Annotated in this window: 21 protein-coding genes; 12 read left to right on the forward strand and 9 right to left on the reverse strand. The window is 54.4% G+C overall.

Features of this window, described 5'->3' with window-relative positions; translation table 11 throughout:
- Positions 1–3: 3 nt before the first annotated feature.
- Complete coding sequence (locus ACWI0H_RS06850; protein WP_485875702.1) at positions 4–300, reverse strand: type II toxin-antitoxin system RelE/ParE family toxin; 297 nt, start codon at positions 298–300, stop codon at positions 4–6.
- A gap of 976 nt (positions 301–1,276) precedes the next feature.
- Between ACWI0H_RS06850 and ACWI0H_RS06855 the strand changes: the two genes are divergently transcribed.
- The 7 genes from ACWI0H_RS06855 (at position 1,277) to ACWI0H_RS06885 (ending at position 8,682) form a co-directional block, all read left to right on the forward strand.
- Positions 1,277–2,794, forward strand: a complete 1,518-nt coding sequence (locus ACWI0H_RS06855) for a class I adenylate-forming enzyme family protein (protein WP_485876170.1) — start codon at positions 1,277–1,279, stop codon at positions 2,792–2,794.
- Between the two features lie 12 nt (positions 2,795–2,806).
- The gene (locus tag ACWI0H_RS06860) at positions 2,807–3,973 is read left to right on the forward strand and encodes a thiolase domain-containing protein (protein ID WP_485875704.1); all 1,167 of its coding nucleotides are present in this window, start codon (positions 2,807–2,809) and stop codon (positions 3,971–3,973) included.
- Positions 3,974–4,066: 93 nt separating this feature from the next.
- On the forward strand, positions 4,067–4,834 hold the full coding sequence (locus ACWI0H_RS06865; RefSeq protein WP_485875706.1) for a 3-hydroxybutyrate dehydrogenase: 768 nt from the start codon (positions 4,067–4,069) through the stop codon (positions 4,832–4,834).
- 52 nt (positions 4,835–4,886) lie between these two features.
- On the forward strand, positions 4,887–5,453 hold the full coding sequence (locus ACWI0H_RS06870; protein WP_485875708.1) for a LuxR C-terminal-related transcriptional regulator: 567 nt from the start codon (positions 4,887–4,889) through the stop codon (positions 5,451–5,453).
- A 224-nt stretch (positions 5,454–5,677) separates the two neighbouring features.
- Entirely contained in the window at positions 5,678–6,775 is a 1,098-nt protein-coding gene (locus tag ACWI0H_RS06875) for a C4-dicarboxylate TRAP transporter substrate-binding protein (RefSeq protein ID WP_485875710.1), read from the forward strand.
- Positions 6,776–6,878: 103 nt separating this feature from the next.
- A complete protein-coding gene (locus tag ACWI0H_RS06880) occupies positions 6,879–7,379 on the forward strand; it encodes a TRAP transporter small permease (RefSeq protein ID WP_485875712.1) in 501 nt (166 codons plus the stop codon).
- A complete protein-coding gene (locus ACWI0H_RS06885) occupies positions 7,372–8,682 on the forward strand; it encodes a TRAP transporter large permease (RefSeq protein WP_485875714.1) in 1,311 nt (436 codons plus the stop codon). The genes ACWI0H_RS06880 and ACWI0H_RS06885 overlap by 8 nt, the downstream gene beginning before the upstream one ends.
- Positions 8,683–9,130: 448 nt before the next feature.
- On the opposite strand, the gene ACWI0H_RS06890 is transcribed toward ACWI0H_RS06885, so the two are convergent.
- Complete coding sequence (locus tag ACWI0H_RS06890; protein WP_485875716.1) at positions 9,131–11,140, reverse strand: hypothetical protein; 2,010 nt, start codon at positions 11,138–11,140, stop codon at positions 9,131–9,133.
- Between the two features lie 344 nt (positions 11,141–11,484).
- Between ACWI0H_RS06890 and ACWI0H_RS06895 the strand changes: the two genes are divergently transcribed.
- The 3 genes from ACWI0H_RS06895 to ACWI0H_RS06905 all read left to right on the forward strand — a co-directional run bounded on the left by ACWI0H_RS06895 (position 11,485) and on the right by ACWI0H_RS06905 (position 16,238).
- The gene (locus tag ACWI0H_RS06895; RefSeq protein WP_485875718.1) at positions 11,485–13,422 is read left to right on the forward strand and encodes a DUF4214 domain-containing protein; all 1,938 of its coding nucleotides are present in this window, start codon (positions 11,485–11,487) and stop codon (positions 13,420–13,422) included.
- 612 nt (positions 13,423–14,034) lie between these two features.
- Positions 14,035–15,234: a group II intron reverse transcriptase/maturase gene (gene ltrA / locus ACWI0H_RS06900; protein WP_485875720.1), complete on the forward strand. Its 1,200-nt coding sequence runs from the start codon at positions 14,035–14,037 to the stop codon at positions 15,232–15,234.
- Positions 15,235–15,542: 308 nt separating this feature from the next.
- On the forward strand, positions 15,543–16,238 hold the full coding sequence (locus ACWI0H_RS06905; protein WP_485875722.1) for a hypothetical protein: 696 nt from the start codon (positions 15,543–15,545) through the stop codon (positions 16,236–16,238).
- Between the two features lie 555 nt (positions 16,239–16,793).
- Here the strand turns inward: ACWI0H_RS06905 and ACWI0H_RS06910 are convergent.
- A complete protein-coding gene (locus ACWI0H_RS06910) occupies positions 16,794–17,231 on the reverse strand; it encodes a hypothetical protein (RefSeq protein WP_485875724.1) in 438 nt (145 codons plus the stop codon).
- 140 nt (positions 17,232–17,371) lie between these two features.
- On the opposite strand from ACWI0H_RS06910, the gene ACWI0H_RS06915 reads away from it, so the two are divergent.
- Positions 17,372–17,623, forward strand: coding sequence for a hypothetical protein (locus ACWI0H_RS06915; protein ID WP_485875726.1), 252 nt, complete (start codon positions 17,372–17,374; stop codon positions 17,621–17,623).
- A gap of 7 nt (positions 17,624–17,630) precedes the next feature.
- On the opposite strand, the gene ACWI0H_RS06920 is transcribed toward ACWI0H_RS06915, so the two are convergent.
- Together ACWI0H_RS06920 and ACWI0H_RS06925 are read right to left on the reverse strand one after the other, a co-directional pair.
- Positions 17,631–17,954, reverse strand: coding sequence for an NUDIX hydrolase (locus ACWI0H_RS06920; RefSeq protein ID WP_485875728.1), 324 nt, complete (start codon positions 17,952–17,954; stop codon positions 17,631–17,633).
- Positions 17,955–18,248 (reverse strand): hypothetical protein, encoded by a 294-nt coding sequence (locus ACWI0H_RS06925; RefSeq protein ID WP_485875730.1) that lies wholly within the window; start codon positions 18,246–18,248, stop codon positions 17,955–17,957. It abuts the gene before it with no gap.
- Between the two features lie 154 nt (positions 18,249–18,402).
- Between ACWI0H_RS06925 and ACWI0H_RS06930 the strand changes: the two genes are divergently transcribed.
- On the forward strand, positions 18,403–19,359 hold the full coding sequence (locus tag ACWI0H_RS06930; protein ID WP_485875732.1) for an Rpn family recombination-promoting nuclease/putative transposase: 957 nt from the start codon (positions 18,403–18,405) through the stop codon (positions 19,357–19,359).
- A gap of 12 nt (positions 19,360–19,371) precedes the next feature.
- On the opposite strand, the gene ACWI0H_RS06935 is transcribed toward ACWI0H_RS06930, so the two are convergent.
- The 4 genes from ACWI0H_RS06935 to ACWI0H_RS06950 all read right to left on the reverse strand — a co-directional run bounded on the left by ACWI0H_RS06935 (position 19,372) and on the right by ACWI0H_RS06950 (position 20,658).
- Positions 19,372–19,593 carry a hypothetical protein gene (locus ACWI0H_RS06935; protein WP_485875734.1) on the reverse strand — a complete coding sequence of 74 codons (222 nt, stop codon included), beginning with the start codon at positions 19,591–19,593 and terminating at the stop codon, positions 19,372–19,374.
- A gap of 91 nt (positions 19,594–19,684) precedes the next feature.
- Positions 19,685–20,077: an opioid growth factor receptor-related protein gene (locus ACWI0H_RS06940; protein ID WP_485875735.1), complete on the reverse strand. Its 393-nt coding sequence runs from the start codon at positions 20,075–20,077 to the stop codon at positions 19,685–19,687.
- Positions 20,043–20,357: an addiction module antidote protein gene (locus ACWI0H_RS06945; protein ID WP_485875737.1), complete on the reverse strand. Its 315-nt coding sequence runs from the start codon at positions 20,355–20,357 to the stop codon at positions 20,043–20,045. The genes ACWI0H_RS06940 and ACWI0H_RS06945 overlap by 35 nt, the downstream gene beginning before the upstream one ends.
- A 4-nt stretch (positions 20,358–20,361) precedes the next feature.
- Positions 20,362–20,658, reverse strand: coding sequence for a type II toxin-antitoxin system RelE/ParE family toxin (locus ACWI0H_RS06950; protein WP_485875739.1), 297 nt, complete (start codon positions 20,656–20,658; stop codon positions 20,362–20,364).
- Positions 20,659–20,857: the final 199 nt, after the last annotated feature.

Consider the following 20,857-nt stretch of genomic DNA (forward strand, 5'->3'; position numbering starts at 1 on the left):
GCGTTACTCCTTCCATTGCGTGGCAATGGCTTTGGCTTGATTGATGTCTCGGGCCTGGCTGGCTTTGTCACCACCACATAGCAGTACCACGATCACGGGCCCTCGGCTGATGTAATAGACGCGGTACCCGGGACCATAGGGAATGCGCAGCTCGGAGACGCCTTCTCCGACGGGCTTTACATCGCCGGGATTACCCAGGCTCAGACGCCGGATGCGGGCTGTGATCTTGGCGCGAGCGCGCGTATCCCGCAGGCCACGCAGCCATCCATCGAAGACATCGGTTTTAATCAATTCGATCATCTGATAACTCTAGTTAACAGTGCTGGGGATGTCAACTGTGGTTAACATTGAAGACGCCAAAGGCCGCCCCGAGAGGAGCGGCCTTCCAACATGGATCGGTGGAGAGGGGGCATCCCACCAGGCTCTGATGCATTGGCGAGCGCGATGTTCTCTGGTGAGAAGCGCTTGAAAGGGAACTCCGCGGTACCTTGCAGGCTTCAAATGAAACTGTCGGTGGCCTGGATAACGTTAGTTACTCTTCTGCTGGAAATTCTGTGGAGCTAATAAAACACTGGTTTGACTTTGCACGTCGAAAACGAAACTTTTGCTGGCAGCAGCACTTGTGAAAGCGCCGACATAACCGGGCTCTTCCTGGCCGACGTTTCGTCTGCCGACATCGAGTTCTCTGGTGATTTCCTGACTGCTGGCGAACCTGCCTAAGGTCATCTGACATTCGGTACTTTGAGTAGGCTAACGCCCACGCATTGAACATGAACCCCCAGCCGAGGCTGGGGGGTGTTGGCTGGCATGGGGGAGCAAAAACCTAAGCGGATAATTTAATCCAACCAAGCGTGCAGCTTATACACGGTCGCCGAGTGAAAAAAGTCCCTAATAAAAAGGAACATTTTGCATGCTGAAAATTACCTTATTATTGTCCGCTACCTTTTTGTTAATCGGCTGCGGCGGTGTACCGCTCGTCCCGTTTATCTAATCACTGACCGACCGGCGGCGCACCGGCTTAACTTGATGACGGCAACAAGTCAGCCATCTGTCTGCAAGTGGGTTTAAAGCTATGTTTTATGGGGGGAGTGCGCCTCAGCGCGCAGGGGAGGTAGTGGTTAGATCGGCCTTCCCGCCATGAGATCAGCGGTGATACCTGCATCGACACTAGACTATTAGTCTAGTGCGCTTCGTAAAACTACGTATATAACTAAGTAGCCGCAACCCCTAGCCTAAGGGAGCAATAATAACTAAAGCAGGAGAATGCTCCTTGAATGTGGCCAATTACCTAGCCGTCAATGCTGTTAGATTTCCTGAACGCATCGCGATTTACCAAGGGGAGGAGCCAGCGCTCAGTTATGCTGAGCTAGCTTGCCAAGCCCAGCGCTGGGCAACGTTTTTTGCCCAGCAAGGTTTAGCGCCGGGTGAACGAGTCGCTCTTTTTCTCTCCAATAGCCGTGTTTACATAGAACTACTATGCGGCGCCTGGTACGCGGGCTTGGTGGTCGTGCCGATCAATGCCAAGCTGAGTGTGGCGGAAGTCGATTACATTGCCAGTGATAGCGGTAGCCGCATCGTGTTCACCGAACATGATGATGTGGCCCAGGCCCTCCCTGGCACACTCGTCTTGCCGCCCACGCTGCCGGTAGATCTTGTTCATGAAGGGGCCTTTGATCGGCCGCTTTTTCGTGCCCCTGAAGCGCCCGCATGGATATTCTATACCAGCGGTACCACGGGCAAACCAAAGGGAGCTACGCTTACTCATCTCAATCTGGCTGCCATGTCGGCGTGCTACGCAGCCAACATCGAGCCGGTGACGGCGGAAAGCAAACTGGTGCACTTCGCACCCATGTCGCACGGCTCCGGGCTGTATATCGTGCCTTACTTGATGGCCGGCGGTGCCAATGTCATTCCTGAAAAATTGAAGTTCTCCGGTGAAAATTTCGTGTCTACGTTGGCGGGCCATCACCACGTTTCCATGTTCCTGGCCCCTACAATGATTCGCCGGGTGCTGGATTACCTGGCGGTACACCAGCCTGAGTATAGTGCCGCGCATATCGACACCATTACTTATGGCGGGGGGCCTATGTACGCCAAGGACCTGGACGAGGCGTTAGGGATATTCGGGCACCGGCTGGTGCAAATCTATGGGCAGGGGGAAAGCCCCATGACCATCACTTATCTGGGTAAAGAGCAGCACCATCACCTGAGCTCGCAGTGCTTGACGGGAGATGACGAGGGCTCGCCCTTGTTGCCGGTAGGCCAATCTCATCCTCAGCTTGAAGTTACCATTCAGGACCAAGAGGGCGGCTGCCTGCCCTACGGCCAAGAGGGCGAAGTCTGTGTGCGTGGAGATATGGTGATGGCGGGCTACTGGAATAATCCTTCCGCCACTCAGGAAACGCTGCGTGATGGATGGCTGCGCACTGGGGATATAGGCCATCTCGACTCGCAGGGATTTCTTTACCTGACGGACCGGTTGAAGGACGTGATCATCAGCGGTGGCACGAACATCTATCCGCGTGAAGTGGAGGAGGTGTTGTTGCAATTTCCCGGGGTCAAGGAAGTGTCTGTGGTGGGGCGGCGCGATGCCGACTGGGGTGAGGTGGTAGTAGCGTTCATCTCCTGCGCTGACTCGCTCGATACCACGGCGCTAGATCAGTTCTGCCTTGAAAGGATGGCGCGTTTCAAACGGCCCAAAACGTACCATTTCCTGAATGACTTGCCCAAGAACGCCTACGGCAAGATCCTTAAAACCGAGCTGCGAAAGCGGCTTGATGCAGTCACCAGCTAGGGAGTTCGTTCCATGCGTACTTATATCATCGGTACCGGTGGGCACACACGCTTTGGCAAGCTTGAGCAATCGCTTGAACAGCTGATAGCCGAAGCAGCGATCGAGGCACTGGCAGCGGCTCAGATGGAGGCGAAGGACATTGATGCTGTTTACATCGGGAATTTCAATAGCGGCATGTGCGATCAGGAGTTTCCGGCATCGCTGGTACTGAATGCCTTGCCGGATATGCGTTTCAAACCGACTACTCGCGTGGAGAATGCTTGCGCCAGCGGCTCGGCGGCGTTGCATCAAGCCATCAATCTGATCGAGGGTGGCCTGGCACGCAATGTACTGGTGATCGGTGCTGAGAAGATGACCGATGCCGATGCTCCCCGTATCGGTAAAGGGCTTCTAGGGGCAAGTTACCAACCGGAGACGCGGCATCAACGCGCGGGGTTTGCAGGTGTGTTTGCCGACGTGGCATCCCGCTATTTCGAGGCCCACGGCGACCAAACGGAAGCGCTGGCGCGTATTGCTGCGAAAAATCATGCCAACGGGGTGCATAACCCTTATGCGCAGCTGCGGAAAGACGTGGGCGTGGCGTTCTGTGAGACGGTATCTGAAAAGAACCCGGTGGTGGCGTCACCTCTGAAGCGTACCGATTGTTCTCCGGTTTCTGATGGTGCGGCGGCAATAGTGGTTTCGTCCAAGGATGTGGCGGATGCCGCAGCACAAAAAGTGCGCTTTCTCGCTCGCACCCAAGTGACGGATTTCATGCCCATGCAGCAGCGTAATCCATTGATCTTCGATGGCGTGACCAAAGCGTGGGAGAACGTGCTGCGTGAGGCCGGCATGACGCTGGATTCGCTCTCGTTTGCGGAAGTTCATGATTGCTTCACCATCGCTGAGCTGATGATCTATGAAAGTATGGGATTGACCCCTTATGGTGAAGGAGCACGCGCTATCAAGGAGGGGTGGGTGATGAAAGATGGTCGGTTGCCGATTAATCCTTCCGGCGGCTTGAAAGCCAAAGGCCACCCCGTTGGCGCGACCGGTGTTTCCATGCACGTGATGGCGGCGCGGCAATTGCTGGATCAAGCGGGCGGGTGCCAGATTGCGGATGCGCATACGGGTGCTGTCTTCAATATGGGCGGGCTGGCGGTTGCCAATTACGCCAGCCTTTTACAACGTGTCGATTAAGTTCGGGAGCGAATAATGACATTGTCGACGATAACAACTACAACGACAGCAACAAACTCAGCTGCAACCACAACTGAGACGCCTCGGACCCTCATGGTCACCGGGGCGTTGGGGGGCATCGGGCATGCAATCTGCCGACAATTCGCTAACCAAGGGTATCAGTTAATTGCTCATGACATCTTTGCTGAGAGCGATACGAATGTGCTCCGGTTCGTTGAGGAACTGCGCCAAGCCGGTGCACCGGCAGTCCACTACTTTCAAGCGGACTTGAAACAGCTTTCGGCAATAGATGATCTTTTCGCGGCTCTGCGTGAGAAGGGGTTGCGTGTCGATATCCTGGTCAATAACGCCGGTATTCAAAAAACGGCCCCTATTAAGGAGTTTGATGCGACCACGTGGTCGGACATCCTGGCGATAAATCTAACGGCGGTTTACCGTTGCATTCAGCACGCAGTAGAGGACATGCGCCTTTCTGGATGGGGGCGTATCATCAATCTTTCTTCGGTTCATGGGTTGGTGGGCTCTGCTGATAAAGCTGCTTATGTGGCTGCCAAACATGGTGTAGTGGGCCTTACTAAGGTATTGGCGCTGGAGACGGCGACCCAGAGCATTACAGTCAATGCCGTTTCGCCGGGCTGGACGGATACGCCAATTCTTCAGCCCCAGATTGAGCAGCGAATGGCCCTATTGGGTAGCTCACGGGATGAGGCAGTACACCATCTAGTGGCGGAGAAGCAGCCTACGGGTAAGTTGGTCCCTCCCGAGCATGTGGCGGCGTTAGTCTATTACCTGGCCGGTGATCAGGCAGCGCACATGACCGGCACTACGCTACCCATTGATGGGGGGTGGACCTGTCAATGAGCGCGGTATGCCAATAAGGGTATGCCAATGATATTAGCGGCGGTGATCAGCAATGAATTCAATGGTGCTAGGCAGGGATCTTCTTCAGGTGGCGTTCGAGCATGCGCCTTGTGCCATCGTTGTCACTAGAAACCGTCGTGTGCTGGAGTGTAATCATGCTTTTTGTGAACTCTTCGGTTACGAAAAACAAAAGTTGATCGGCCAGTTGATGTTGAAGCTTTATCCTTCTTACGCAGACTTTAAGTTAATCGGTGAACTTCGTTATAAAGACCTTTTGCAAAACAAGAAGTGTATTGACGAACGTTTCATGCGTAATAGTCGAGGAGAAGTCTTCTGGACGAAAACAATAGGTAACACGCTTACCCCGGATTCTCCTTTTGAACTGGCTGTTTGGTCATTCATGAAAATCAATGTGGGCCAGGATAAAACCAACGACTTAACCATGCGTGAACTCGAAGTGTCCAGCTATATAGCGAATGGACATACTTGCAAGGAAATCGGAAAGACGTTGCACATATCGCATCGTACAGTGGAAGCGCACCGCGCCAAGATAATGAAGAAGCTCGGGTGTCGTAATACTGCTGAATTAGTTTCCAAAATCATACAGTTAGAAGATTGAGCGTGAGTGGGTTCACCGCCTTCCAACCTTGCTCAGGGGGACGTTGCTAAATACCTACGAGGATACGTAGTACTACGTATACCGCATCGTACCTGGAGCGGCTAGGATGAGTTGTATGATGCTTTACCAATAATGAATTAATAATACTAAGTGTCTTTTCCTGCCGAGAGAAACTCGGGTTTTATAATAATGCTAATAAAGCAAAAAGATGTCAGGAGTTAAGCATGAAAAGAAGAGACTTCTTGAAAATCAGTGCTGTTTCCATAGGTGGTACGCTAACGCTGACAACGATGCCCAGCATGTTGTTCGCTCAATCAGGCATGCGATTGAAGTACGATTCTTATGTGACAGAACACGCCTCTCCTTCGGTGTTGGACCGCTGGTTCCTGGAGGAACTGCAAAAGCGTACTAATGGTGCCGTTGAAATCGATTATTACTGGGCGCAATCGCTTAACAAGGCGGGTGCCCACCTTGATGCCATCAAGAATGGTATTTCGGAAATATCGCTTATCTCCCCGGGTTACTATCAAAGTGACTTGCCGGTTACCCGTGGCCTTGAGTGGTACTACAAGATGGACCGCGCTGATGCCCTGCTGAAGGTGTGCCGCGATGTTTACCAGCGCTATGAGCCGTTGCAGCAGGAATGGGAAAAACGACATAAATCCAAGGTGCTGTATTGGACGAACTGGTATTACTGCCCGTTGATAACACGTGACCCCATCAACTCAATTGAAGACCTTAAAGGCAAGCGGATTCGTGGTTACGGGGTAGGTACGGATGTAGTGGAAAGCCTGGGTGGGCGCGCCATTCCCATGGCGGCACCGGAAGTTTATTCCGCCCTTGAACGCGGTGTACTGGATGGCGCTTTCGGCTTCGATTTCATTACCGCGATCAGTTATGCCCTACATGAAGCCGCGCCGTATATCACTGAAATCGGCGCTGGTCCTCACGGCCCCTCAGCCACGGTTATCGGTATCGATGTTTGGAATCAACTCCCCGATGATGTGAAGCAAGTCATGCAGGAGTTGGCCGATGAAATTTACCAGGGCAAGTACCGGGAAATCTATTCGGGCATCGCGGAAGACAGAGTGCGCAAAGCACTGGCTGAGGGCGCTCAATTCTCGAAATGGGACGATGAGCAGATCGACACTGCGCGTAACCTGGTTCAACCCGAGCAGGTCAATAACTGGGTGAATAACGTCGCCCGGGATGCGGGAATCAATGGCGAGGAAATGCAGGAAATCGTCAATGAAGCCATTGAACGCCATGATGGTACCGGTGAACTGAAGACTCCCTACGAGATATACCAGGAAATCTCCTGATTCTAGGCGCTACTTCACAGGTAGCTACTTCGCGGTAGTTATAACCGACCAGGGCTGCTGAATAGCGGCCCGCTGCCTTGTCATGTCGTTGGGGTAACGCACGATGGATGTATTGCAAAAGATAGAATCGCGCTTGGCGTATATGACAGGCGTCATTTCTGCGGCAGCGCTTCTGTTCATGATGTTGTCAACTGCACTCGATGCAACGTCTCGCAGCTTATTCAATTTTCCGCTACCTGGTGTTTACGAGTTTTCCGAAGTTTCGATGGCAATTATTGTTTATCTGGGCCTGTTATGGGCTCAGCACGATAAAAAGCATATCCGTGTGTCGTTGATAAGTGAAAACAGGTCATTTCCAGTCAAACGAGCATGGGAGGCGGTTGGCTGGTTATTTGCGGCTATTTTCCTGTTAATCATTACCGTGCCCACAATCGAGGGTGCGTATAGCTCATTTTTAGATAAGGAATTCCGCTGGGGAATCGTTCAGATGCCTATCTGGTGGGTAAAAATTATCGTTGCTTGTGGTCTGTTGCTGGCCTTCATACAAATGACGTTACATTTCATTCTTGCTATCTACTCTTCCTTTGGGGCTGCTGATGAATAATCCTGGCTTACTTGGCCTGCTTTCCGTAGGACTTATTTTTGTTCTTATGGGTTTAGGCGTCCCTGTGTTCGCTGCCCTGGGGTTGGCGGGTATTGTCGGTATCGTCATGGTGCAAGATATAGGCTATGTATATAACGTGCTGCAGAATTTCGCCTTTGATGAAACGGCGGCGTATCTTTTAACCGTCATTCCATTATTCATTATTATGGGTAACTTTGCCCTGCATGCCGGGGTTGGCAAGTCACTTTTTCATGTGGCAAAACGGTGGTGCGGGCATTTACCTGGTGGCTTGGCGATTTCCACGATACTGACGTGCGCTGGCTTCTCCGCGACGTCGGGCTCTAGTGTGGCGACCGCTGCAACGGTAGGTTCCATCTCATTACCCGAAATGAAGGCGGCCGGCTACGATAAGCGTCTTTCGGCTGGCTGTGTCGCTGCGGGTGGGGTGCTGGGCGTATTGATCCCACCGAGTGTTTTGCTGGTTTTCTATGCGGCATTGACGGAGGTGTCCGCAGGAAAGATGCTGGTGGCCGGTATTCTTCCAGGCATATTGTCAGTTGCCGTGTTCGTGGCAGGGGTGTTCATCATCTCTGTTCTGAAGCCCGATATGTGCCCGAAGGGTGAGCGTGTTGGATGGAAGAAGCGCTTTACCTCGTTGCGCCGGTCCTGGCAGTTACTGGTATTGATCATTGTGGTGCTGGGTAGCATCTATACGGGCTGGGCGACACCTACCGAGGCGGCTTCGCTGGGTGCGGTCGCTTCCATCCTGTTTCTGCTGACTTCCCGTCAGGATAAATCGACCAAGTTACAATCGATTGGCACCTCATCGCGTGATGCAGTCAATACGACGGTCATGATCATGATGACTATGCTGGGTGCGGGGATCTACAGCTTCTTCTTGAGCCTGATCCGCATTCCGCAGCTGGTCTCAGGTTGGGTGATCGACTTGCCGCTTCCTGCTATTGTGATTATCGCGCTGATTCTGCTGTTATATGTCCCTATGGGCATGTTCCTGGATGCCTTTTCCATGCTGGTCATCACCTTGCCCATTCTCTTTCCCGTCGTGACGAGCCTGGGCTTCGATCCTATCTGGTTCGGTATATTGGCAATTAAAATGTGTGAAATCGGGTTGATTACCCCGCCGATAGGGCTGAACGTATATGTCATTGCCGGACTGGATAAGGATACCTCACTCACGGATGTCTTTTCCGGCGCTTCCTGGTTCATCCTGATGGAAGTCGTGACCATTGTGTTTATTTTCTGCTTCCCGTTTATTGCCACGTATCTGCCCAATACGATGTAGGGCTTTAACGGGCAGGTGTTGCCCAGAGGGGAGTGCTGGGCATGCAGAATCGGCTCGGCCAGCAATAACTCGTGCATAACGACCTACGGCCTAGCCGATGTTTGCATTAAAGACCTGCCTCAGGCCCTGCGAGGGGGCAGCCCTGATAACGGCTTCATGAGGTAGTCGAAAGCGAACCGCATTCAGGCATAACCGTTATCCACATAACGTTGCTCCATAAAGGCTAGCTCACTAGCCTGACGGGCCTTGCAGCTGATGTAGTGATATATCAGGTGGGGCACTATTCTCCTAGGCAGCGGTGGGGGGGTAACGTAAACCTCGATCAGCCCGACCGTTGGGTGGTGGATAAAGAGATATTGGCAGATCATTTGGAAAACTAGGCTATGTAAGCGTATCAGGTAGGTCGTCAAGAAGCCGAGCAACCTGTGCTGGCTAAATGAGCCCTGCTTCACATTTTCCGTTTGCGCTCACTCATCCCCCGGAGTAGCTCGACCAGTGCTTTTTCCTGATCGAGTTGGGGCATCTCCCGAATGAACATCAGCGCGCGTCCTTCCCAGCCTGAAGCGCCCAGCACGCGAAGGTAGTGGTAGGCTTCACCATGGGCTTGAGTGAAGGCATTCGTCCTATTTGGATAGTGTGCCATGCTGTGGAACATCGTCTCTGACGATTCGATGAACGATTGGGCCGCGTCAGTTTGCCCGATATCGTTAAGAATACCGGCAATCTTCGCCCACTCAGCAGCCAGGCTGGTGGCGGATCCTGCCATGCGCACCGATTTGTCCATCGCCCAGCGAATATACGACGAGGCGTTTTCAAGGGAGAGTGTCTCGATCAGGCTTTCCATACTTCCCAGTACATCGAGATGTACATCCAAGCCCGAACGGAACTGCGAAGGAATATCTTTTACTAACAAGTAGGCGTGAAGCACATTGCCTTCGGCGGCCATCCGGGTTGCCATCATTTCACGCGCATATAGCGCGCCGCGCTCAGTCGGGTCGGCCGCTCGAAGGGCGTCCATCACTGATCTTTGCGTCGCGGTGATGGGGTTCTGATCATGAATGAAATTGATCGCCCAGGCGCGATCCCTGGTGGCTTCGTTGGTACCTTCAAGGTACGTGAACATTGTCAGTATGTCCGGCTTTTCGGGGGTACGCGATAGCATCTCGGCCAGGGCGAGCTTACTACTATCAGAGATGTCGATGGGCATCCATTGCGGATTGAGCGTAAAGAGTCTGCCGTTGAGCTTGCGCAGTACCGTGCGCACGTTGTCGCCGCGTCTCAACATCCATTCGGCACTCTGCAAGTAGGCGGTCTCGAACCGCCTGCGCGGCGGGGATTGAATATTGCCCGGCTGCGCTGGAAAAGGGGGATCAATCTGGCTCAATACCTCCAGTGCCGCGTCCACTCGTCCCACTTCCGCCAGTATCGATCCCGCCACGTTTTGGGCGGTATTGTGCTCATCGCCGTAGCGCCTGGTCAGTATGTTTAATACCGTCCCGCTATCCTCACCACGATAAGCCGCGATATAAGCCTCATAGAGCGCTTGTTCCCGGTCGGGCGCGTTATCCTCTTGTTCGGTAGGCTGGGTAGTTTGCACCTGCGTCTCACGCTGGGCCATCTGAGCCAGAGTCAGAATACAGGCTTGACTCGGCCTAGCCGCACAGCGCTGGTAAATATCGTCATCACTGCCAGCCTGTGGAGAGGCCAAGCCTGTTTGTGTCGATAGCTCAGCAGAGGGCTCCAGTACTCGGTTCAGTGGATTTGCATTGCCTGCCCGGCAATGGGTGAGCAGCGGGGCCATACTGGAGTGAAAGGTGGAGAGGTCGATGCCGCCAGTCAACGTGATGAAGGCCCCGTTTTCCCGCATGACCTGACCGTTGTGCTTCAGCTGGTACGATAGGTTGGTCGTTGGGCCCAGTGCTTCGAAAAAAGGGTGCTGGACCGGTGCTGATCCACCCATGCGGGCGATAAGTTGGTGGCTCGGAAATGTTTCGATCAAACGTGCGGGTATTACATAGTTTTGATCTTGACCATAAGCATTGAAGTGAAGCTCGTAGGTCGCTGCGGTATCAAGCCCATCCCAGGGCTGACCAAGCAACTGGCTGACAATGACGGATAGGTCGATGATGCCGTCGCCACGGCAACTCATCACGAATTCGAGTCGGCCTTCGGGGATGTCGTAAAAGCCTCCTCTGGTGTAGACGAAGGCAGGGTCCCCATCTTGAGAAACCAATACGGGAGGCGTTTGGATTGTGCGTCCTTCTTCCCGGCGGCTTTCGTCAGCTATGCTCGTCGAGAGACGAGGATCCGCCCCCTCCCTTGCAAGGTCTGCCACACGCTCCAGCGCCACTAGATCCAAGGCGTTCGCGGTGGACGTCTCTTCCTGGCAGAGCGCCGTCGCCGTAAAGAAGAGGAGGAGTGCGCCAGTAAAACCATTCTTCAAAGTAAAATAGTGCATCACTTCCTCCCGAACCCTTCGACGAGAAGCCGATTGCTGCCGGCTTTTCTCATTGAAGGTGATGAAGTTGTGCTACTCGGTTTTGGCTTTGCTTGAGGCACAAGGGTATGTAACTAAGGATAGTTGCTCTTTTAGCGACAGTGGACTGAAATTTAAGAGTTTATTTTTTGGCGATCCTCAGGCTATCAAGCATGAAATTGACCCCTATTTTTTACTTAAAAAGCATTAATAACAGTGATGGGATTGACTAAGTGCGTGGTATCTTTTGACTTCGGCGCAACCGGTAGGAATGCTGGTGTGCCGCCTAGCGTAAAAAACAAAACCTTAGGGGTACATGCGCCACGATGGAAACCACCACTCTTATTCAGCAGCTTTATATCGCCTATTATGGCCGTCCAGCCGATCCCGCTGGGCTGGCGTATTGGGTCAACCGTCTGGAAAGCAACGACGGTAATCTAAACTCGGTGATCAGTGCTTTTGCCACCTCCAGCGAGTTCGAAACCCGTTTTGGCGGGTTAAACGAACAAGCACTGATCAACAACCTGTATCAACAGCTGTTTGGCCGCCCGGCAGACGATGTGGGCCTGGCGTTCTATACCAATATGCTCGCCCGCGGTGACAGCTCGCTGATCGAACTGGCGCTGGACATTGCTAACGGCGCCCAGGAAGAAGATAGCGTGGTGATCGGCAAGCGCACTGAGATTGCCCAGCAATTCACCCAGGAAGTCGCCGAGCGGGGTGTTGCCTATGGCGCTATCGACGCTGCCTCCCAGCTGTTGACCCAGGTAACCGCCACCACCAACGTGAATACCTACATTCAGAACAACGCAAAAGTGCTGGTAGACCAATGGGCGGGTGAAGATGACGCGCCCAGCACGCCGTCGACCAAAGTGCTTACCTTCGAGGTAATGGAGGCCATCGAAAAACTCCAGAGCGATGGTGCACTGCCAGCTCGTTATAAAATTGTCGATAGCGCTGAGAACCTGTATGCGGCAATGAACGCTGCGGGGGCTGTGCTAATGATCACCGTGCAAGATAGCAGCGAACTGCTAGCCCCCAGCGTCACGGTGGAAGAGCTACAGAGCGTGTTAAAAGGCGCCCTTTCTATTGGCTTAAATGATGACACCTTTGATTTTTATGGCGTGACGGAGCTTATTTTCCTCTCCTCGATGATGATCGCTTATGGTGAGGAAGGGGAGTTTGATTACTTTGACAAGTTTTTGGAAATCGCCGCCAAGTTCGACCTGAGTGGCACGACCATAACCGGGACGCTTGATGAGCTATCGGCCGAGAGTGGTCTAGAGGGGTTTTATTCTCTGGATTTTATAGCGCTGGTGAAGGCCAACGGCTACCGCCTGAGCGATACCAAGTTCTCGGCCGAGTCTTTTAACAGCAGTCTCGCTGAGTTTGCCAACCAGCAAGCGGCTGCCGCTGCCGATTATTTTACCGAGCTGGAGCAATCGATTATTGACGGCGCGGAGAATGCTGACGATGTCACGCTCATGGTGCCGTACACCCTTTCCGATACGCTAGCCAATATCCTGGCTGAAAATACCAATGGCAGCGCGGTACTAGCGGGTGCTACCACCATCATCGCCACGGATGTGAATGATGGCGCACTACTAACGCTAGAAACCGTGACGGAGAACGCCGCAGGCACCATGCTGAACTTCGGTGGCGATGTGACGGCGGAGTATGCACTGACCCAGGCCCAGCTAGAGGCGATTGAAAGCTCAGATGTGCTTGACCTTTTTGATGGCGATTTAATCACCGTGACCGGCGTCACCGTGATGGAAGGGCGCTTCGCCGCTGCTGATGCCATTGCGCTGCTGGATGACAACGACACGATCATTCTGGCGGATCAGTCGTTTCTCACTCTGACGGCAGCGGAATTTGAAGTCCTTGCCCCTGAGCTAACACTCAACGGAGACGATTCTGCCAATCTGTTGATTACCGATATTGCCAATGGCGCTGAGCTGGCGGCGACGAGCTTGACGGATACTTTCGTGGTTGCTGGCTTGGAGGGTGGCGAATCAGCCACGATCAGTGGCCTGCAAACCGTTGACAGAATCGCTGTGGGTATCGTTGAGGATCTTAACGGAGGGGGCATCAACGCAAGTATTGATCTGCTTGAATGGAATTTCTCTTCAGGCACGCTCATCTACGAAATCGCTGATGAGATCTCCCTAGGAAATGAAACGGTCGAACTCACCCTGGCCGGTGTTTCCAGCCTTGCCTACGCCAGCGGAATCTTTACCGTCAACAATGAAATGCTTGCTTGATATCGGGTAGGTAAGTTTTCTGTCCCACTGTTTACCCCGGCTTCGGCTGGGGTTTTTTTGTGCGCCCGGCACGGGCGCACTCCTGGAGGTGCAAGTCCTCCCGTAAGCTGGCCACAGCGAACGAAGCGAAGCGCAACTGCGGAAGGGTGACCAACCGTGGGAAGGAAGCGTGGAGCGTAAACCGCGAGCCGATGAACAAGAACCGGATAGGAGGCGCTGCCGAGCAGGGCGAGCGGGCAAGAAGCCGCGAAGCTCTTGTGGCCAAGGCGACGTAGCGTATATCCGGCGGTTGTGCGGTGAAGGAGTGTGTTCTTACCCGGGGAGATCTCGCCTTATGCCTGAAAGGGCAACGTGACCCCACGGAGCGAGAAGTCAGCAGAGGCCGTAGTAGCTCCTCGTTTTTTTTTGGAGCAAAGGGCCGAACGAGAAGGAGCGTCAAACGTCTTGTCGATGAGATCAGTAACGCATCAGATGCCCGCGACTGCGGGGCGGGAGAAGGAATGCCAAGGTGAAGCCTTGTCGTCCTGCTCCAGCGATGAAACTGGCCTCCCGCGACAAGTGCCGGAGGACGCAGGGCAAGGTCTGCTTGAGCGGGCCTTCGCAAGAGAGAACATGCTACGTGCATGGAAGCGCGTGCGTGCCAACAAGGGAGCAGCAGGCATCGATGGTCTGGATATTGCTCAGACCGCCGAGCACCTAAGGTGGGCCTGGCCCGATATTCGACAGCAGCTTCTTGCAAGTCGATATTATCCTCAGCCTGTCCGCCGAGTGGCTATTCCAAAGCCAGATGGAAGCGAACGAGAACTGGGGATACCCACCGTGACTGACCGTCTTATCCAACAGGCACTGCTGCAAGTTCTACAACCGCTGATCGATCCCACTTTTAGCGAGCACAGCTACGGCTTTCGTCCGGGCCGCCGTGCCCATGATGCCGTACTAGCTGCTCAGCGCTTCGCCCAACAGGGTTACCACACCGTTGTCGATGTTGACTTGTCTCGATTCTTTGACCGAGTCAATCATGACATCCTGATAGACCGCCTGAGGAAACGCATCCAGGATAATCGTGTTATCCATCTGGTTCGTGCGTATTTGAATGCGGGAATAATGGAAGGAGGGGTGGTCACTCATCGGCATGAGGGGACGCCGCAGGGTGGCCCATTATCGCCGCTACTGGCCAATATCCTGCTGGATGAGGTGGATCGCACACTGGAACGTCGCGGCCACCACTTTGCTCGCTATGCCGACGACTGCAACGTTTACGTGCGTAGCCAGAAAGCAGGGGAGCGAGTCATGGCTTTGCTACGTCGCTGTTACAGTAAGCTGCGCTTGACGATCAATGAGTCCAAAAGCGCGGTCACCAGCGTGTTTGGCCGCAAGTTCCTGGGCTACGCCCTATGGGAAGCCAAGGGTGGAGATGTCCGACGTGGTATATCAGTAAAAGCGTTGGGGACATTTAAACAGCGGATTAGGCAACTGACACGCCGAAATGGCGGGCGCAGTATCGCACAGGTCGTCGCCTATCTACGACGCTACCTTTTAGGCTGGCAAGGCTACTTTAAGCTGTCGCAAACACCTCGTATCTGGCGGTCGCTGGACGGGTGGATACGAAGACGGTTAAGAGCTTTGCACCTTAAGCAATGGCGTCGGGGTAAAACGATTTATCGTGAGCTGATGCGTCTTGGCGCTACGCCGAGGGTAGCACAATCGGTGGCGGCGTTGAGTCGTCGCTGGTGGCACAACAGTTTGTCGGGCGTCCATCATGTATTAACGGTGGCCTACTTTGATCGGCTGGGCGTGCCCCGTCTCTCATAACCTCAACTTCTCGAACCGCCCGGTGCGGACCCGCATGCCGGGTGGTGTGGCAGGGGATCGGTCAGCCATGCTGACCGCCCCTATGCCGATGTTGTCTACTATTTGAGTAAAAGAGGGAAACCGGTGCGCGCCTGGGTCGCCAACAACGGGCGTTATAGGGTCATTATTTAGGTGAACCTAGCTGGTAGTTGATAAGAGGGTGTCATTGGAGGGTGATTTTAAAGGCTTGTGCCCTTTAGGTTAAAGCAGTGAGCTGAAGGTCTCTTAGGCGGTGGTACAATGAGGAAATCAAAATTTGAGGGAAACTCATGCACGAAAGCCTACACCACGCTTATTCCACGCTGCTATCTGATCATGATTTGTACCCCCTACAAACGCGGGCTGATATGTACTCAGGGGTCTTTTTACCTAGGCTGATTGAGAGTTATCAGCAGGCACCCTTTAAACTCATGCTGGTGGGACAGGAAACGAAAGGGTGGAATGGTAAGCTCCAACGCTTGATTGAGGCCCGCAAAGCCAATGCCATTGAGGCGTATGTCTCCGCATCGACGGAAACCTATCAAAAGCGCCGGATGAAAAAGCCGGGCCAAAGCCAATTTCTTCAATTTCTGCACCACGCAGAGCGCGCACTTGAATTGCCAAAAAATTCAATTCATTGGGCGAATCTTCATGCCGTCGATTACCGAGGGGGATCACCTCGCCATCGGCCTCAGGCAGAAGTGTGCGCGTTTACACCGTTGTCGCAGGCGCTGCTCGCGCTTCAAATCGACCAGCTCAAGCCGGATGCGATACTTTTCACCACGGGCCCCAGTGGCGATCGATTTATAAAAGCCTTATGCAATGACCACCTAGGCGGCTACCACGATTCGAATGTGGTGGTGCCGCGCAAGCTATGGCGTTTTACCGCGGCTGGCATACCCTGCTTTCGAACCACGCATCCTCGCCGTGTGAGCGACATCAAGTATCGTAACGAGGCGTTATCACTCATCCAGGCAACGCGGTAACTATTCTGTATGGTGCCTCCCCCCGCAAAGTGGTTGCACCGGCTAGCCTGGGCAGCTTCTTTGATTATGATGAGGGCTTGAGCTTTTATTTTGATTGTTGAGGGGCAGGAGGTAAGGACGATTTAACGTTCGATTTTGACTGGTTTTCACCATGATCATGAGAGAAGGGAGGCCGCATTGGAGTATATGAGTTTGGTTGGCGCCGTCAGTGGTGTGATTGCTGCCATTTATGCCGCTATGGCCTATTACCGAATGAAAGCAGAGGACAGCCCCACACTGCATGTCCGGTTTCTGGAGCCAGTGGAAGACGGCGAGTATCACCTGGTGTTAGAGGTTCACCCCGGCAAACGCCCTGTAAGGTACAAAGCCTTGTCAATACGCGGTGGTTATATTGGCCCCAGAAGACATGAGTATGCAGGTAATATTCTAAAGGGCGCAGACGCCAGCGATTTTCGACGTTCTCATAAAACAAATATCTGTGTGCCAGCGGCCGTGGCGCGCGACCAGGGGCCCGATTTGTCATTAACGGTGCGCATGAAAAGCAGCGCCGTTGTCTCATTGCGTACCCACCGCATCTGCTTTTGCAGGAAGCTCAGTATCAGGATTACCAGCAGCATGGCCGATGACTGATGTCCAGCACTTATAAAAAGCAAGGACAGCAGCATAAATCGCGGTTCTACCGGTGGCATTCCCAGCCCTTCGTCTTCGGCATCGCGCCCAAACAGCTGCTGATAGAGGCTTATTGACCTGGGCGGAGGTATCAACGCTTCCCAGGTTTTCGGTGTATTCCGCAGAGGTGCCGAAGGCGTTGATGATTTCGCCAAGGTTGCCATCGTTGGCTTGCAGACCTGTGGGGTCGGCGGGGCGGCCGTAATAGGCGACGTAAAGGGACTGTACGGTGTTCATCAATTTTTTGCTTATTTCTTTCTGTAAAACCCAACCGCGGGAGAAGACGCTAAGTAACCGTTTATTAACAAAATAAGCATCAAACATTTTCAGTTTTTAAGCCCAAAAATCGTTAATTTAAATTAGCGAAATTTGGGGCTGTCATTCATTCTCCGGTGCGATAACAAACACATCACAGGGCTTCAGCATCTTCATGGAAACAACCAACTTTATTCAGCAGCTCTATATTGCCTATTATGGCCGCCCGGCTGGACTACTGGATGGCAGACGATGTGGGCCTAGCGTTCTATACCGATCTGCTCGCCCGCGGCGACAACTCGCTGATCGAACTGGCGCTGGATATCGCCAGCAGCGCGCTGTCCACTGACTGTGCCGATGTTGTCAGCTCGCTACGTCCACCCTGGGTGATTAAACCAATGCTGCAAGGCCTCGGCGAGCAGGCAGCCTCGATAACGGCTCAAGGGGGTAGGGGAAAATAAAGGGTGCTCAGACATGGCGTACGGCCTCCAGCAGCGGTTGGTCGTTGGGGTGGTGCAGATCTTCCCCGAGTCGCGCGATGGGCACCAGGCTTACCGCTTGGCTTTCCCAGCCCATATCAGCAGGACTGCCACCGAGACGGCTTGCCAGGAAGTAACGGCACACCGTGCTTGAACGCGACACGTCGATTAGCCAACGGGTTAGCGCGATGACCAGCCCCGCTTCCTCGAACGTCTCTTTGATGGCGGTTTGTTCCAGGCTCAGCCCCGACTCCTGCTTGCCCTTGGGAAAGGTCGCCCGGTAGCCGCCGAAGGCGTTGCTGGGGTGGATCACCTACACCTGGCACACCCGGCCGTCGGGTTCCACGACCACTGCACCGGCGGCGGGCACCTTACCCAGCACGATGGCCAGCGGTGGCACGGTCAGACGCCAGGTAACGTCATCGCTGCCTTGTGGTGAATCGGGGGGCAGCGCCAGCCCATTCAAGCGCTCAGGCAGGGGCCCATCTGGTACCACCCGAGCGACCGCCTTAGAATTCTCCCCGCAGGCCAAAGACGTCGGGGTTGAGGGTGCCAACAAGATAACCGGCTGGCCGGCATCGTCACGGTGAGGATGAAAGACAGGCATGGTGTGGCCTCGATAGCGTAAAGCCACCAGATTAGCCTGAGGTGGCTGCCACAGCCATTAAATCAGTGGGTTAGCCTCTCATTGTACCTTAACGCCTCCCGCGTATCCGGCGAGGCGTGGTAAGCTAGCCGCAGACTATTTGTAGGGACGCCCCATGGCCACCAACCATCATGATACGGGTTATAAAGAGCTGTTCAGCTACCCCGAATTCGTTCAACAGCTGATTGAAGGCTTTGCGCCGGCCGAGATTGCCGAGCTGATGGATTTCTCCACGCTCAAGAGCCACAGCGGTAACTACATCACCCCGCTGTTCGAGGAGAAATTTGAGGACGTGGTGTGGTCGGTTAACGTCACCTGGGAAGGGGTGACGCAAGAGGTCTTTCTGTACATTCTACTGGAGTTTCAGTCGGCGGTAGATCGCACCATGCCCATTCGGCTGATGCACTACGTCGCCTGTTTCTACAGCGGGCTGCTTAAAAATAAAGCCATCACCCCCGGCCAAGGCTTGCCGCCGGTGTTTCCAATGGTGCTACACAACGGCTCGAAGCCCTGGACGGCACCGCTGGATATCTACGACATGGTGCAGCCGGAACCGCCGGGCTTCCTGCAGGTCTACCAGCCACACTTGCGCTATTACCTGGTCGACGAAGGGCGCTATACTGACGAAGAGTTGGGGTTACGCCAGACGCCACTGAGTGGCGTGTTCAGCGTGGAGAATGCCGGTCAGAGCTGGGAGGCGCTACAGCAGGCGGTGGATCGGGTCGTGTCGATCATCCAAGCCGACCCCAACAAGGAGCGCATCGACCGGATCATTACCCGTTGGCTCAAACGTCATTTGCAGCGAGTGGCCCCCAAAGCCCGGCTCGACTTGGAACAGCTCAGCAGTTTGGTGGAGGATAGAGATATGTTGGCAGAAAATTTAGAGAACTTGGTCAAGAAAGAGCAGCAGCAAGGAGAAACTCGCCTGCTTACCAAACAAATGAAATTGAAGTTTGGCGAGCTTCCTGAGTGGGTGCAGAAGCGGCTCGATTCGGCGACCCCAGAGCAACTTGATGCTTGGGGGGAGCACATCTTGACCGCCAACTCCCTTGATGAGCTGTTCCAGCACTAACACCCCGGCGGATCACGGCTTGATCCGCCACGCCCCCTTGGCGATCAACTCACCTTCCAGCAAGCGCTCCGCTGCCAGGAGCGCGAGCGTCACCACCTCCTGTCGCGTCTTGCCATAAGCCTGCCCCATCCGGCGCAGGCGTGCCTGGCTGCTCGCATCCAAGCTCACGGTCACTTCCTTGAAGCCCTGCGCCTGGCGGCGCTGGCGATAGCGTTGCTGATGGCTGGCGGCCATGGCGATCACCTCACGACGTGATGGATTAGGGCTCAGTTTGTCGTCACGACGTGATAGCACAGACGCTCATAAAGGAGCGGTGGAGCCCTAATTAATGATGGCGGTCGTCGGTAGCGGCTCGCCAGTAGTCGATGGACTGCTCAGACACCACACCATGCTGCATATCGATCTCAATTACTGCGTGCTGAAAAGCACGGGCGAGTTCCGGCTGATGGCAAAGGTGCAGGCTGCGGATGATGCGTGATATCCGTAGATGGTTGTGTCCTCCCCGTTTCAACCAGATGTGCTTGCGTATGTTGAGGGTGGGCAGCGGCACGATGGTGTTTAAGCCCCTTGTCAGGCCGAAAAAAACTAGCATTACATCAAGGGATCGTCGTTGACGCTCTCGCAGTTCGGCCGAGGCGGCGAAACACGCACGCTCGACCTCGCCCAGCAAGGGCGCGAAGCTATTAAAGGGGCGCTTCTGGCCGCGAGAGCGGCTCAACGGAAAGCCGTAGCCCCAGGGCGTTGGCCACCTTGCTGATGGTGGAAAACGCCGGGTTTCCCTCGCCGGACAGCGCCTTGTACAGCCCCTCACGGCTCATGCCGACCTCCTTGGCGAGCTGGCTCATGTTACGAGCACGCGCAATGTCGCCCAGCGCCGCTGCGAGCAGTGCCGGGTCGTTCTCCTCCATCACGGCATCCAGGTAGGCGGCAATGTCGTCCTCGGTCTGCAGGTAGTCCGCAGCGTCGTAGTGGCTGAAAGTGACGGCTTGCTCAGTCATGGCGTTACTCCTTCCACTGCGTGGCAATGGCTTTGGCTTGATTGATGTCTCGGGCCTGGCTGGCTTTGTCACCACCACATAGCAGTACCACGATCACGGGCCCTCGGCTGATGTAATAGACGCGGTACCCGGGACCATAGGGAATGCGCAGCTCGGAGACGCCTTCTCCGACGGGCTTTACATCGCCGGGATTACCCAGGCTCAGACGCCGGATGCGGGTTGTGATCTTGGCGCGAGCGTGCGTATCCCGCAGGCCACGCAGCCATCCATCGAAGGCATCGGTTTTAATCAATTCGATCATCTGATAACTCTAGTTAACAGTGTTGGGAATGTCAACTGTGGTTAACACTGAAGACGCCAAAGGCCGCCCCGAGAGGAGCGGCCTTCCAACATGGATCGGTGGAGAGGGGGCATCCCACCAGGCTCTGTGTCACCTCCACCGGGGGTGAGGGATGACTCGCTGGATCCCCCATCGACGCGCTGAGCATCAAGCCCACCCC

It is taken from the genome of Halomonas sp. NYA30, from assembly GCF_976980765.1.

What these genes read in the sequence shown, in the direction of transcription:
- ACWI0H_RS06895 (WP_485875718.1), top strand. Translation starts at nt 11,485, where the DNA reads ATGGAAACCACCACTCTTATTCAGCAGCTTTATATCGCCTATTATGGC.
- ACWI0H_RS06890 (WP_485875716.1), bottom strand. Translation starts at nt 11,140, where the DNA reads ATGCACTATTTTACTTTGAAGAATGGTTTTACTGGCGCACTCCTCCTC.
- ACWI0H_RS06945 (WP_485875737.1), bottom strand. Translation starts at nt 20,357, where the DNA reads ATGACTGAGCAAGCCGTCACTTTCAGCCACTACGACGCTGCGGACTAC.
- ACWI0H_RS06850 (WP_485875702.1), bottom strand. Translation starts at nt 300, where the DNA reads ATGATCGAATTGATTAAAACCGATGTCTTCGATGGATGGCTGCGTGGC.
- ACWI0H_RS06885 (WP_485875714.1), top strand. Translation starts at nt 7,372, where the DNA reads ATGAATAATCCTGGCTTACTTGGCCTGCTTTCCGTAGGACTTATTTTT.
- ACWI0H_RS06870 (WP_485875708.1), top strand. Translation starts at nt 4,887, where the DNA reads ATGAATTCAATGGTGCTAGGCAGGGATCTTCTTCAGGTGGCGTTCGAG.
- ACWI0H_RS06950 (WP_485875739.1), bottom strand. Translation starts at nt 20,658, where the DNA reads ATGATCGAATTGATTAAAACCGATGCCTTCGATGGATGGCTGCGTGGC.
- ACWI0H_RS06935 (WP_485875734.1), bottom strand. Translation starts at nt 19,593, where the DNA reads ATGGCCGCCAGCCATCAGCAACGCTATCGCCAGCGCCGCCAGGCGCAG.
- ACWI0H_RS06925 (WP_485875730.1), bottom strand. Translation starts at nt 18,248, where the DNA reads ATGCCTGTCTTTCATCCTCACCGTGACGATGCCGGCCAGCCGGTTATC.
- ACWI0H_RS06860 (WP_485875704.1), top strand. Translation starts at nt 2,807, where the DNA reads ATGCGTACTTATATCATCGGTACCGGTGGGCACACACGCTTTGGCAAG.
- ACWI0H_RS06865 (WP_485875706.1), top strand. Translation starts at nt 4,067, where the DNA reads ATGGTCACCGGGGCGTTGGGGGGCATCGGGCATGCAATCTGCCGACAA.
- ACWI0H_RS06880 (WP_485875712.1), top strand. Translation starts at nt 6,879, where the DNA reads ATGGATGTATTGCAAAAGATAGAATCGCGCTTGGCGTATATGACAGGC.
- ltrA (WP_485875720.1), top strand. Translation starts at nt 14,035, where the DNA reads ATGCTACGTGCATGGAAGCGCGTGCGTGCCAACAAGGGAGCAGCAGGC.
- ACWI0H_RS06875 (WP_485875710.1), top strand. Translation starts at nt 5,678, where the DNA reads ATGAAAAGAAGAGACTTCTTGAAAATCAGTGCTGTTTCCATAGGTGGT.
- ACWI0H_RS06930 (WP_485875732.1), top strand. Translation starts at nt 18,403, where the DNA reads ATGGCCACCAACCATCATGATACGGGTTATAAAGAGCTGTTCAGCTAC.
- ACWI0H_RS06910 (WP_485875724.1), bottom strand. Translation starts at nt 17,231, where the DNA reads ATGTTTGATGCTTATTTTGTTAATAAACGGTTACTTAGCGTCTTCTCC.
- ACWI0H_RS06905 (WP_485875722.1), top strand. Translation starts at nt 15,543, where the DNA reads ATGCACGAAAGCCTACACCACGCTTATTCCACGCTGCTATCTGATCAT.